General features: G+C 69.9%; 13 protein-coding genes and 1 tRNA gene. 10 read left to right on the forward strand and 4 right to left on the reverse strand.

Annotated elements, in window-relative coordinates:
• From D9R14_RS13000 to D9R14_RS13035, 7 genes are all read left to right on the forward strand, one after another.
• Positions 1–164, forward strand: a 164-nt coding sequence (locus tag D9R14_RS13000; RefSeq protein WP_500692518.1) for an EF-Tu C-terminal domain-related protein, incomplete at its 5' end; no start/stop codon positions are given.
• A 580-nt stretch (positions 165–744) separates the two neighbouring features.
• Positions 745–1,299 (forward strand): AAA family ATPase, encoded by a 555-nt coding sequence (locus D9R14_RS13010; RefSeq protein WP_121623769.1) that lies wholly within the window; start codon positions 745–747, stop codon positions 1,297–1,299.
• 163 nt (positions 1,300–1,462) lie between these two features.
• A tRNA-Trp gene (locus D9R14_RS13015) sits at positions 1,463–1,539 on the forward strand.
• Positions 1,540–1,776: 237 nt separating this feature from the next.
• The gene (gene secE / locus D9R14_RS13020; protein ID WP_121623770.1) at positions 1,777–1,974 is read left to right on the forward strand and encodes a preprotein translocase subunit SecE; all 198 of its coding nucleotides are present in this window, start codon (positions 1,777–1,779) and stop codon (positions 1,972–1,974) included.
• An 11-nt stretch (positions 1,975–1,985) separates the two neighbouring features.
• Positions 1,986–2,516, forward strand: coding sequence for a transcription termination/antitermination protein NusG (gene nusG / locus D9R14_RS13025; RefSeq protein ID WP_121623771.1), 531 nt, complete (start codon positions 1,986–1,988; stop codon positions 2,514–2,516).
• A 152-nt stretch (positions 2,517–2,668) separates the two neighbouring features.
• Entirely contained in the window at positions 2,669–3,271 is a 603-nt protein-coding gene (locus tag D9R14_RS13030; RefSeq protein ID WP_121623772.1) for a DJ-1/PfpI family protein, read from the forward strand.
• 163 nt (positions 3,272–3,434) lie between these two features.
• On the forward strand, positions 3,435–3,809 hold the full coding sequence (locus tag D9R14_RS13035; RefSeq protein ID WP_121623773.1) for a ribbon-helix-helix domain-containing protein: 375 nt from the start codon (positions 3,435–3,437) through the stop codon (positions 3,807–3,809).
• A gap of 88 nt (positions 3,810–3,897) precedes the next feature.
• Here D9R14_RS13035 and hmuQ read toward each other — a convergent pair whose 3' ends face one another.
• On the reverse strand, positions 3,898–4,233 hold the full coding sequence (gene hmuQ, locus D9R14_RS13040) for a heme-degrading protein HmuQ (protein WP_121623774.1): 336 nt from the start codon (positions 4,231–4,233) through the stop codon (positions 3,898–3,900).
• Between the two features lie 37 nt (positions 4,234–4,270).
• On the reverse strand, positions 4,271–6,460 hold the full coding sequence (locus tag D9R14_RS13045; RefSeq protein ID WP_121623775.1) for a TonB-dependent hemoglobin/transferrin/lactoferrin family receptor: 2,190 nt from the start codon (positions 6,458–6,460) through the stop codon (positions 4,271–4,273).
• A 392-nt stretch (positions 6,461–6,852) separates the two neighbouring features.
• On the opposite strand from D9R14_RS13045, the gene D9R14_RS13050 reads away from it, so the two are divergent.
• From D9R14_RS13050 to D9R14_RS13060, 3 genes are read left to right on the forward strand one after another with little or no spacing between them, the layout of a single operon-like run.
• Positions 6,853–7,656: a heme/hemin ABC transporter substrate-binding protein gene (locus tag D9R14_RS13050; RefSeq protein ID WP_170168605.1), complete on the forward strand. Its 804-nt coding sequence runs from the start codon at positions 6,853–6,855 to the stop codon at positions 7,654–7,656.
• 29 nt (positions 7,657–7,685) lie between these two features.
• A complete protein-coding gene (locus tag D9R14_RS13055) occupies positions 7,686–8,759 on the forward strand; it encodes a FecCD family ABC transporter permease (RefSeq protein ID WP_121623915.1) in 1,074 nt (357 codons plus the stop codon).
• A 10-nt stretch (positions 8,760–8,769) separates the two neighbouring features.
• Positions 8,770–9,588: a heme ABC transporter ATP-binding protein gene (locus D9R14_RS13060; RefSeq protein ID WP_121623777.1), complete on the forward strand. Its 819-nt coding sequence runs from the start codon at positions 8,770–8,772 to the stop codon at positions 9,586–9,588.
• Here D9R14_RS13060 and D9R14_RS13065 read toward each other — a convergent pair.
• On the reverse strand, positions 9,578–11,281 hold the full coding sequence (locus tag D9R14_RS13065) for a sensor domain-containing diguanylate cyclase (RefSeq protein ID WP_170168606.1): 1,704 nt from the start codon (positions 11,279–11,281) through the stop codon (positions 9,578–9,580). The genes D9R14_RS13060 and D9R14_RS13065 overlap by 11 nt on opposite strands.
• A gap of 65 nt (positions 11,282–11,346) precedes the next feature.
• Positions 11,347–11,820, reverse strand: a complete 474-nt coding sequence (locus D9R14_RS13070) for a peroxiredoxin (protein WP_121623779.1) — start codon at positions 11,818–11,820, stop codon at positions 11,347–11,349.
• Positions 11,821–11,997: the final 177 nt, after the last annotated feature.

Below are 11,997 nucleotides of genomic sequence, written 5' to 3' on the forward strand. Positions count from 1 at the left end.
TGTGCACGCTGCCCGAAGGCACCGAGATGGTGATGCCGGGGGACAACGTGTCCATGGACGTGCACCTGATCGTGCCGATCGCCATGGAGGAGAAGCTGCGCTTCGCCATCCGTGAAGGCGGCCGCACGGTTGGTGCAGGGGTGGTGGCTGCGATCATCGAGTGATTGCAGCCAGCGACCCGTCCGCGACAAGCGCGAACGGGCTGCGGCGCTGGCGTCGTCGCCGCCATCATCGAGTGATCCGCTCGCTGGACCTCGCGTCCCGCGTGTGAAGAATGAGGCGGCGCCTTCGGGTGCCGCCTTTTTCGTATCTGCCATGGCTCCCATGCGTCGCCACATGGTCCTCCTCGGATTGTCGCTGGTCGCCGTCGCCGCGGCCGCGGCCCCGGTCGCGGCGGCTTGCCCCGATCAGCCGCCCTGCCGCGGCTGCGGCTGCAAGGGCGGCCCCGGCTATCGCGCTCCCGATGGGCGGTGCGTCGGCTTCAAGGACCTCGCGAAGGTATGCGGGGAACCGCCGGAGACGCGCTGCGTGTTCGAGAATGCCCCCGGCACCGGCGCCAATCGCGCCTGCGCGCTGGGCCGGCCGGCCGACCAGGCGCCTGCCCCACCGCCTTCCCCGCCCGGTGGGGTGCCACGCTGAGGGGTTCTCCGGCCGCTTCTGCCGTCCTAGACTTTGACCCGCCCCCACTGCCCTGCGGGTGTGCCGGGCCATCCCCCTTGATCGCAAACCGTCCGGAGATGCGCCATGCCGGCTGCCGCTCACCGATTCTTCGTCCTCACCGGCGGGCCGGGCTCGGGCAAGAGCACGCTCATTGCCGCCTTGGCCGCGCGCGGGTTCAAGGTGGCGCCGGAAGCCGGACGGGCGATCATCCGCCAGCAGATGCGGATCGACGGCCCGGCCTTGCCGTGGCAGGACCGGGCGGCCTTCGCTGATGCCATGCTCATCCACGACATGCGCTCCCACGACGAGATGGCGAATGCGGCGGGACCGGTGTTCTTCGATCGCGGCATCCCGGACGTGGCAGGCTATCTGTCGCTCTGCGGCCTGCCGGTGCCGGCCCACATAGTGCGCGCCTGCGCCGCGTTCCGGTATGCCCGCGACGTCTTCCTCGCCCCGCCTTGGCGCGAGATCTTCGCCCGCGATGCCGAGCGGCGGCAGGACTGGGACGAAGCCGTGCGCACCCATGGCGTGATGGCGCGGATCTATCCCGAGTTCGGCTATCGCCTGCTGGACCTGCCGCTGGCGGACGTGGATGCCCGTGCCGACTTCGTTCTCCGCCATGTGGCCGCCGCAGGCTGAGCGGCAACGCGCCGCCCCTTTACAGGCGGGGCGCCTCACACTAAACACGGCCATCCGATGCGCTGGGCTCATTTCCCGGCGCGGCGGAGTCTACCCCGAACGCAGCCGGGTTCCGGCGCCGCGGGCGGGTGTCAGGCCCTAGGTCAGGCCCCTCGGCGGCCCTAGGAGTGTAGCTCAACTGGTTAGAGCACCGGTCTCCAAAACCGGGGGTTGGGGGTTCGAGTCCCTCCACTCCTGCCACCCATCCGGTGGCGGGCACGAGGTTGAAGGGCAGGCTTCGGCCGACCATCTAGGCACAGCGGGCGCAATCGGCGCGCGCGGCCCGGTCTGCGGGGCTTGAGGATTTTCTGCCAGCGGCAATCCCGGATCGGAGCGTCGGGGCGGAAAGTGGACATCACGGCGCGGCGCGCATCGCGGCGCGCGCGCAACGAGAGAGGTGGCGGCCACCGGGTTTCCCAAGGGGCCGCCGGGACAGACATGGCGAAGCTCAGTCCGGTGGAGTTCTTCAATCAGGTGCGCGCCGAGACGGCGAAGGTCACCTGGCCGACGCGCCGCGAGACGCTCATCACCACCGCGATGGTGTTCGTGATGGTGTTCCTGGCCTCGATCTTCTTCCTGATCGCCGACCAGATCATCCGGTTCGGCGTGTCCACCCTCCTCACCATCGGCCAGTGAGGAGAGCCCCCATGGCGAAGCGCTGGTACATCGTCCACGCTTATTCGAACTTCGAGAAGAAGGTGGCGGACTCGATCCGCGAGCAGGCCGACCAGCGCGGGCTGCAGGACCTGTTCGAACAGATCCTCGTGCCCACCGAGAAGGTGGTCGAGGTGCGCCGCGGCCGCAAGGTCGATACCGAGCGCAAGTTCTTCCCCGGCTACGTGCTGGTGAAGATGGACCTCACCGACGAGGCCTTCCACCTCATCAAGAACACCCCCAAGGTCACCGGCTTCCTCGGCGCGGACAACAAGCCCATGCCGATCTCCGAGGGCGAGGCCATGCGCATCCTGCAGCAGGTGCAGGAAGGCATTGAGCGCCCGAAGCCCTCGATCACGTTCGAGGTGGGCGAGACCGTGAAGGTGGCGGACGGCCCGTTCGCGTCGTTCAACGGCATCGTCGAGGAAGTGGACGACAGCCGCTCGCGCCTCAAGGTCGCGGTGTCCATCTTCGGCCGCGCCACCCCGGTGGAACTGGAATTCGCCCAGGTGGAGAAGGTCTGAGGCTCGTCCCGGCCGGTTTGAGTTCTGCGAGGGCGCGGGCTGCACGGCTCGCGCCCTTTGCGTTTCCCGCGCTATAGCCGGATAACACCCGGCGCCGCTGCGGCACGCCTATCCTTCCCGCGCCCCCGGCATATGGGGACAGGGAGGACAAGATGGCCGCAAAGCGCATCCTGATGATCGTCGGCGACTTCGTGGAGGACTACGAGGTCATGGTGCCGTTCCAGGCGCTCCTGGCGGTGGGGCACGCCGTGCATGCGGTCTGCCCGGACAAGAAGGCCGGCGACACGGTGGCGACGTCGGTCCACGACTTCGAGGGCGCCCAGACCTATTCCGAGAAGCGCGGCCACAATTTCGCGCTCAATGCCACGTTCGCGGACGTGGACCCGGCCAGCTACGACGCACTCGTGATCCCGGGCGGACGGGCGCCGGAATATGTGCGGCTCAATCCGCGCGCCATCGAGATGGTTCGGCACTTCTTCACGGCAGGAAAGCCGGTGGGCGCGGTGTGCCACGGCGCCCAGCTGCTCGCCGCAGCACGGGTGATCGAGGGGCGCACCGTGTCCGCCTATCCCGCCTGCCGGCCGGAGGTGGAGCTTGCCGGCGGGACCTACGCCGACATCGCCATCGACGCGGCCGTGACCGACGGCAATCTGGTCTCCGCCCCGGCCTGGCCGGCGCACCCGGCCTTCCTCGCCCAGTTCCTGGACGTGCTGGGCACCGCCATCGTCCACGGCGCGGAGCGCCGCGCCGCCTGAGGATGCTCGCGCGCCGGCCCAACCGCGCATAGGATCGGCGGGCGGGCGATGCTGCGGCCCGCCTGCACGCCGCAAAGGCGCATCGGAGAAGCGCACGCAAGGGGCGCATCCGGGAACCGGACGAGACAGCACCGGACACGGCAGCACCGCCAGGGAGGCGCCCATGTGCAAGCTCTTCATCGAGGCCGACCCCGAGCTGTGGCAGACCCGGCTCCGATCGCTCCGGGTCAACGGCTTCGCCACCAGCGTGCGGCTTGAGAATTTCTACTGGCGTGTGCTCGGCGAGATCGCCGCCCGCGACAGCATGAGCCTGCCGCAGCTCCTCGTGCGGCTGCACGGCGAGCTGGATGCCGCTCACGGCCGGGTGGAGAATTTCGCCTCGTTCCTCAGGGTGTGCTGCGGGCGCTACCTCGCGCTCCAGGCCGAGGGGGAGGTGCCGCGCGATCTCGGCACGCCCATCCGCAGCCTCGACGCCGAGGCGATCCTGTCGCGCGAGGCGCGCCGGGCCGCGCGGGGGACCCTGTCCTCCGCCGCCTGAGCGGGCCGAAAAAAACCGGCTCGCCGCAACGACGAGCCGGTGTGGAGGGTGACGATGCGGGCACGCCCGCGATAGAGCCTGCCTCGCGTCAGGCCGCCTTCTCGGCCGGGCCGAGCGACAGCACTGACTCGAAGCCCTCGAACTCGGGACCGCCAATATAGTTCACGCGGTTCGACGCCGCGCCGGCATCCTTGTGCGCGAGGCGGAAGGCATCCGACTTGGTCCAGGCCTCGAAATCGGCCTTGGAGGCCCACACGGTGTGGGAGATGTAGAGGGTGTATTCCTCCTTCTCCGCGCCGCGGCACAGATCGAAGGCGACGAAGCCGGGCACGGCCGCGATATAGGTGTCGCGCTCGCGCCAGACCCGCTCGAACTCGGCCTCGGACCCGTGCTTCACCTTGAAACGGTTGGTGGCGATGAACATTCTAGAACTCCAATGATTTTCCGCCGGACCGGCGAGACTATTTCACGTACTTGGCGGGCGTCGCCGCTGCGATCTCCCCACCGCCGAGCGTCACGCGCATGCCCGCCTTGAAGGTGAGGCCCGCGCTGGGGAGGAACTGCTGGTACTGAGTGTACTGCTCGTTGAGCAGGTTCTCCACCGAGAAGGACGCGGTGGCCCACTGGTTCACCTGATAGCCCATATAGACGTTCACCAGGTTGAAGCTGGGCGTGACCAGGGCATCGATCTCGGCCGGCGTCAGGGTGTCCGGCAGCTCGCTCGCGGTCTTCGCCGCCACCCACTGCCAGCGCACCGCCAGGGTCAGCTTGTTATCGAACATGCGGGTGCCGAGGGTAGCCGCCACATTGTTCGGCATGATGGTGACGAGCGGCTGGTCGTTGTCCACGTCGTCGCCCTGGGAGACGGTCACGTTGAGGCCGGCGAACCAGGTGCCGGTGTCGTACATGCTCTCCAGTTCAAAGCCTTCGAGCCGCGCGGCGGCGATGTTCTGGTACTGGTAGCAGAACGCCCAGCCGGTGGCGGCGCAAGCGGGCGAGTCGCCGGCTGTCAGGAACACGGTGTTGATGTAGTCGTCGACGTCGTTGCGGTAGATGTTGGCCTTGGCGCGGAACTTGTCGCCCTTCATGAAGATGTCGTCATACTTGAGGTTGACGCCCAGCTCCTTGTTCTTGCCGATTTCCGCCCGCAGATCCGGGTTGGGCAGGAAGCCGAAGTTGAACCAGATGCTGACCGGCGGGTGCATCCCGCTCACCAGGGCCTCGGTCACGGCCGGGGCGCGGTAGCCTTCCGCATAGGTTCCGTAGAAGGTGAAGCCGGTGAACGGCGTGATGCCGACCGTGATCTTGGGCGAGACGCGGTCGCCGCTGGTGCCGTCCACGGTGGCGCTGGAGAGTTCGTAGCTGTCCCAGCGCAGCGCGGCGATGGTCTGGAGCCACGGCGTCCAGTCGGCCTGCCACTGCGCGAACGCGCCGCCCACCGAGCGCTCGCCCGAGGGGTTGTAGCCGGCGCCGAAGCCGAAATTGTCCTCGTTGTTCACGTCGTCGTGGAAGAAGTCGCCGCCGAGCGTCACCGCGTGCTTGGTCGAGGCGAGGAGGAAGCGCGACGTGTTGTTTACGTCGAAGCCCAGCGTGTCGATCTTGAAGCTGCGCGGGTCGCCGACGCAGCCGGTCACGTTGCTGCACGAGCCGTTCGACTTCACCTGGTTCTGCTCGACCTGGTTCCAGTAGGCCGATGAGCGCCAGTTCCAGATGTTGTCGTTCGGGTTGGTGTAGTTGTAGCTGGCGGTGACGGTGCGGTTGGCGACGTCGGTGTCGTAGAGGGTCGAGGCGGCGGTGGGGAAATCGTTGCCGGTGGTGAAGGAGCTCTCGTAATTGAGCGCCGTCAGCTTCACCTCGTGGAAGTCCGCCGGGCGGAACGTGGCCTTGGCGATGCCCGACCAGGATTCCTGCGCGGTGTCGGGCACAGTGTTGCCGTCGCCGTCCACATAGTCGGAGCGGTTGCGCACGGTGCCGCCGATGAACAGGTCCACGTTCTGCCCCACCTTGGTGGCGGCGAACAGCGAACCGAAGCCCATGGGGCCGTTCTGGGCGAACTCGCCATTGGCCTCCACGCCCCAGGTCTGGCCCGGCTTGATGAGGTCCTCGGCGTCCTTGGTACGGAACGAGACCACGCCGCCGATGGCGCCGGAGCCGTAGATGTTGGAGACCGGGCCGCGCACCACGTCCACGCCCGCCAGAAGGCCCGGCTCCAGGAAGAAGGAGCCGGCGCCGTCATTGTGGCCGAGCTGGGTGAAGTTCTGGCGCGCCCCGTCGATGAGCACCGCGACGCGGCCGAAGTCCTGAAGGCCACGGATATTGATCGAGGCCTGGCTGGAGTTGCCGTTCTGCAGCACCGTGGTGCCGGGCATGCCCCAGAACACGTCCTGGGTGGTGCTCGGCATGAGCTGGCCCAGTTCGCCTGGCCCCACCACGCTCACGGCAGCAAGCGAATCCACGGCGCGCTCGGCGCCGGAGCGCGTGGCGACGACGGTGAGGGTGTCGAGCGCGATCTCGTCGACGGCGGCAGCGGGCGCCGCGCTCTGGGCGAAGGCTTCGGGCGCACCGGCGAGCAGCGCCACCGACGCCGCGCCGGTGAGCAGAAGCTCCCGCAGATGACAAGAGAATGCCGACCGCCTCGGTCCGTCCGCCATGACCCGCTCCATTCAGGATGATCTGGCTGGCTACCGCCCGAAACGGGGCGTGGCGCGCCTCAGGGAATACCGCCCTGCCCTATTTTGGCTATCGCGGTGACGCATTGCGGTCAAGTAAATAACATGCATAGTGCAAAACTTGGGAACTAATCCAAAGACGGTGTTGAGACATCGTTTGTTTAGATTCGTTCCAGATTTGAATGAATCAATAGATGATGAGTCTCATGTCGGAATCATATGGTTATAAGCGAGTTTGGAATGCGTCGAATGTAGCGTTTTGTGCTGCGATTGCGCTCATCGGAGCGTTTGTGCTTGGCACCTGCGGGGCGTCTGCGAGCGAAATCCGGCCCCAGGATGCGGCGGCGCAGGGCGCGGCGCGCGATGCGCGAATCGTGTCCATCGGCGGTGCCGTCACCGAGATCCTGTTCGCGCTTGGCGTCGGCGACAAAGTGGTGGCGGTGGACCAGACCAGCCAGTTCCCCGCCGCCGCCCGCGCCTTGCCGCAGGTGGGCTACGCCCGCGCGCTGTCGCCGGAAGGGGTGCTCTCGGCCGGTCCGAGCCTCATCATCGCCATCGAGGGCGCCGGCCCGAAATCCACACTCGACGTGCTCAAGGCGGCCTCCGTGCCGGTGGTGATCGTCCCCGAGGTGCACACGCCGGAAGGGGTGGTGGAAAAGATCCGCGCCATCGCCAAAGCGGTCGGCGAAGACGCGCGAGGCCGCGCGCTCGCGGATGCGGTGCGTGCCGATTTCGCGGCGGTGGAGGCCGCCGTGACCGCGCTGCCGACCCGCCCCAAGGCGGTGTTCGTGCTGGCGGCGTCCGGCGGCTCCGCCACGGTCGGCGGCACCGGCACCAGCGCCGACGCCATGCTGCGGCTTGCCGGCGCCACCAACGCCATGGCCTCGGTCCACGGCTACAAGCCCGCGGTGGACGAGGCGGCCATGGCGGCCGATCCGGACGCGGTGGTGGTGATGAAGGGGAGCGGCCAGGAGCTTCCCCCCGAGACCATCTTCGCGCTGCCCGCCTTCATGGGCACGCCCGCCGCCCGCGACCGGCGCCACGTCGCCATGTGGGGAAGCTACCTGCTGGGCTTCGGCCCGCGCACCCCGCAGGCGGTGCTAGACTTGGCCCGTGCGCTCCATCCGGGCGCCCGGCTCGCGGACCTGCCGCCGCGCGCCTGGGCGGACGGCCAGTGAGCGCCGCGCCCGTGCCCGGCACGCTCGAGATGGCGCCATCCGGCGCCGCCGACCGCGCGCGTCCCGTCAAGGCGGGGCTGATCCTGTTTGCGCTGCTGGCGATCGTGGCCTTCCTCGGGGCGATCGCCATCGGCCCGCTCTCCATCGCCCCCGGCCGCGTGCTGGCGGTGATCGCCGATGCGGTGTGGGGCGAGGGCGCAAGCCTTACCGGCGCCGCGCTGCGCGAGCGCGTGGTGGTGATGGACGTGCGCCTTCCGCGCGCGATGCTCGGCGCCCTGGTGGGCGCGGGGACGGCGGTGGCGGGGGCGATCATGCAGGGCGTGTTCCGCAACGCGCTCGCCGATCCCGGTCTCGTGGGCATCGCGCCCGGCGCGGGCCTTGCGGCGGTGGCCTGGGTGGTGTTCGGCGGCGCGGTCGCCCATCTGCTGCCGCTCGGCCTCCAGGGGCTCGGCCTCTCGCTCGCCGCCTTCGCCGGCGGCCTCCTGACCACCCTCGTCATCGCCCGCCTCGCCACCAGAGGCGGCCAGACCTCGGTGGCGACGCTGCTGTTCGCCGGCCTTGCGCTCGGCGCGCTGGCAAGCGCCGGCACGGGCGTGATGGTGTTCATCGCCAGCGAGCAGCAGACCCGCGAATTCCTGTTCTGGACCATGGGCAGCCTCGGCGGCGCCACCTGGCTGAAGGCGGCGCTGGCAGCGCCGTTCGTGTTCGCGCTGGTGGCGCTCTCACCCTTCCTCGCGCGCGGGCTCGACGCCATGGCGCTGGGCGAGGCGGAGGCCTTCCACGTGGGCATCGACGTGAACCGGCTGAAGCGCATCTGCGTGGTGGCGGTGGCGGCGGGCGTCGGCGCGGCGGTCGCGGCGGCGGGGGTGGTGGCCTTCATCGGCCTCATGGTGCCCCATCTGGCGCGGCTGGTGATCGGCCCGGGGCACCGCGCGCTCTTGCCGGCGGCGGCACTGCTGGGCGCCGCGGTGGTGCTCGGCGCCGACATCCTCGCGCGCATGATCGCCGCGCCCGCCGAACTGCCGCTCGGCGTCGTCACCGCGCTCATCGGCGCGCCCTTCTTCCTGTGGCTCCTCATGGGCCGTCGGGCTTTCGCGGGCTAGGGAGGCGCGCATGCACCCATCCGGTCTCAGCGCGCGCGGCGTCAGCGTCGCCATCCGCGGCAAGCGCCTGGTCTCGGACGTCGACCTCGACGTCGTGCCCGGCACCGTCACCATCCTCGTCGGGCCGAACGGCGCCGGCAAGTCGACCCTGCTGAAGGCCCTGACCGGCGAGATGCGCCTCGCGGCGGGCCGCGTCACGCTCGACGGCGCCGACATCCATGCCATGCCGCCGCGCGACCTCGCCTTCCGCCGGGCCGTGCTGCCGCAGGCGGCGGAGGTGGCCTTCCCCTTCACCGTGGAGGAGGTGATCGCCATCGGCCTCATCGGCGCGCAGGCGCCGGACCGCGCCGCCCACGTCGCCCGCCTGCTCCAGCAGGTGGACCTGCCGGGCTTCGGCGGCCGACGCTATGACAGCCTGTCGGGCGGCGAGCGCCAGCGGGTGCAGCTCGCCCGCGTGCTGGCGCAGATCGACTGCGCGCGCCGCGCTTATCCCGATGGCGCGGCGCCGCCCGCATTCCTGTTCCTGGACGAGCCGACGTCGAGCCTCGACCTCGGCCACCAGCTCACCGTGCTCGCCCTGGCGCGCGAGCATGCGCGGGCGGGCGGCGGCGTGCTCGCGGTGCTGCACGACCTCAACCTCGCCGCCATGGTGGCGGACCGCATGGTGGTGCTGGCGGGCGGCCGCGTGGTGGCGGAGGGGGCGCCCGGCACCGTGCTCACCGACGACGTGCTGGCGCGCGCCTTCGGCGTGAAAGTGCGCGTCGGCGCCGTTCCGGTCGGCCCGTTCGTGCTGCCGCAAAGCATCGGGGCGGAGGGGCTCAGGCCCTGAGCCGTCCGGGCGGATGGCGCAACGCCACGCGGTCGCGGCCCGATCTTTTGGCGGCATAGAGCGCCTGGTCGGCCCGCTCCATCACGTCGCCGATGTCGCGATCCTCCGGCCCGGCCAGCGTCGCGCCGATGCTGGCCGTCACCCGGATTCGCGCCGCGCCGACATCGATCTCGCGCTGGCCGATGGCGGCGCGCAGGCGCTCGGCCAAAGCGACCAGTCCGCCGGCGTCCACGTCGCGGGTGAGGACCACGAACTCCTCCCCGCCGATGCGCGCCGCCCGGTCGGCGCCGCGCACCACCTCCGCGATGGCCGCGCTCACGCCCGCGAGCACGAGGTCGCCCGCCTTGTGGCCGAAGGTGTCGTTGACGCGCTTGAAATGGTCGATGTCCACCATCAGCAGGCCCACCGTATCGCTCGCCCGCGTGCCGGCGAGCGCCAGCGCCGCCTCGCTTTGGAAGGCATGGCGGTTGAGCAGCCCGGTGAGCGCGTCGGTCTCAGCCATGCGGCGCAGGTCGCCCAGATCCTTGGCATGCTGGGCGCTCTGGAGGCTGACCCTCTCCTCGGCCGCGCCGACGCGGCGCAGGAGGGCGCGAAGCGCGCCGGACAGCCGCACGATCTCGCGGCTGCCATGCTGGCGCGGCAGCATTTCGGAGTGGGCGGTGCGGCCGATCGCGTCCGCGCGGCCGGCGAGGCTCACCAGCGGCCAGGCGATGCGCCGCGCGAGAAAGGCGGCAATGGCGAGGGTGAGCAGAAGCACGGCGAATCCCACCGCGAGGATGCTGCCGGCGAGGCGCCAGGCCGCGCTGAACGCGACCTGCGCCGGCTGGCGGGCGATGATGATCCAGTCGATGAATGGGGCGTGCGCGTCGCCATCGGCGACGGCAAACCCCGTGAGCGTGCTTCCCTCGCCGGCGCCTTCCAGCATGGCTCCGGACTTCGCCGCCAGGAAGCGGGCGATCTGGGCCGCGTCGTAGGGCCTGCTCTCCGGCTTGGGGCCGAGCAGCATCCGCCCGTCGCGGGAGAGCAGCCAGATCTGGGCGGGAGCGACGAGCGTCCCACCGAGAAGGTCGCGGCGCAGCGCGTCGGCATAGTCGAGGGAGAGCTGGGCGACGAGCGCGCCGGCGATCTCGCCGCGGCTGGGGGCCACGGGCAAGGCGAGGAGCGCCGCGGGCGGCGCCCGCTCGCCGCGCGCCGTGGCCGCCGCGGGCGTGGCGCCGCCGCCGGCGATGTCGCGGTAGGTCGGGCCAGCGAGCGCCTCGCGGAACCAGCCCTCCGACGCGACGGACTGATTCTCCAGCGCGCCGCGCGTCGCCGAGGCCACCGTGCCGTCGGCCCGCACGAAGCCGATCCAGGCGCGGCGGTCCATGGAGGCGGCGAGTTGATCGAGCACGGCGCGCAGCCGCGCCGGGTCGCCGCCCCAGACGTCCTTCATCTGCTCGGAAGCGGCAAGTAGCGTGAGGTCGGACAGGCGCTCGCGCATCTCCTGCTCAAGGCGTCCGGCATACGACCTGGCGGTCTCCCGCATCTCGCCCTCGATGCGGGCGATGGCCACGTCGCGCGTGATCGCCGCAGCCAGAAAGGCCACGGCAGCCAGGCTGACCGCGAACAGAACGCCCATGGCAAGGGCGATCTGCTGAGCCAGAGTCAAGCGGTCGGCCAGCGTGGCAAGGCGCTGGCGCAGGCCGTCAAGCACCATATCCTCCCCGTCGCGCACCCAAGCCTAGCCTGAGCCGACGATACACCTCTTCCGCCTGCCAATCAGGTAAGTATTTGAGCGGCCTGCAATACCTCCTCCGCATGGCCGGGCACCTTCACCTTCGGCCAAGTCTGCGCCACCGTGCCGTCGCGGCCGATGAGCAGGGTCGCGCGCTCGATGCCCATGTACTTGCGGCCGTACATGCTCTTCTCCACCCAGACGCCGTAGGCCTCGAGCATCTCGCGCTGCTCGTCGGAGCCGAGGGGGAAGTCGAGATCGTACTTGGCCTTGAACTTGTCCTGGGCCGTCACCGGGTCGGCCGAGACGCCGAGGATGGCGGTGTCGGCCTTGGCGAAGGCGTCCTTCAGACCATTGAAGGCGATCGATTCCTTGGTGCAGCCGGGGGTGTCGGCCTTGGGGTAGAAATAGATCACCAGCTTGCGTCCGGCGAAGTCGGAGAGCTTGACCTCGCCGCCGCCGTCGCGCTTCAGGCTGAAGGCCGGAGCCTTGGCGCCAACCTCGGGAAATTTGCTCATTCGCCTTCCTTTCGACGTGTTCCGCGCCATTAGGGGACGGGGCACGCATTGCGCCGGGGGAATCGACGCGCGTTGATCTACCTCATCTTTACGCCGCGTGTGCAGGATAGGTTCACTAAAGGGCGTCGGGGAGCCGCGGGCGGCGGACCGGGCGGTGTTTCGAGGTGGTCCGCGGGC

It is taken from the genome of Xanthobacter tagetidis (assembly GCF_003667445.1).
Taxonomy (GTDB): domain Bacteria; phylum Pseudomonadota; class Alphaproteobacteria; order Rhizobiales; family Xanthobacteraceae; genus Xanthobacter; species Xanthobacter tagetidis.